Annotated in this window: 1 protein-coding gene; it reads right to left on the bottom strand. The window is 31.8% G+C overall.

What is annotated here, in order from left to right:
* Positions 1 to 283, bottom strand: a 283-nt coding sequence (locus tag KJQ99_RS10195) for a hypothetical protein (RefSeq protein WP_214150778.1), incomplete at both ends; no start/stop codon positions are given.

Here is a 283-nt window from a genome sequence, read left to right as displayed (position 1 = left end):
TTATCTTCAGGTTTAACTTCTGGAGTTACAACATCTTCAGTTTTATCTTCTTCAGGTTGTTTTTTGTCTTCAGTGTTTTCAGGTTTATCTTCATGTTTAACTTCTGGAGTTACAACATCTTCAGTTTTATCTTCTTCAGGTTGTTTATTGTCTTCAGTGTTTTCAGGATTATCTTCAGGTTTAACTTCTGTAGTTACAACATCTTCAGTTTTATCTTCTTCAGGTTGTTTATTGTCTTCAGTGTTTTCAGTTTTATCTTCAGGTTTAACTTCTGTAGTTACAT

This window comes from Campylobacter sp. 2018MI13 (assembly GCF_018501135.1).
Taxonomy (GTDB): Bacteria; Campylobacterota; Campylobacteria; order Campylobacterales; family Campylobacteraceae; genus Campylobacter_E.
This window is presented reverse-complemented; position numbering and strand designations above follow the sequence as displayed.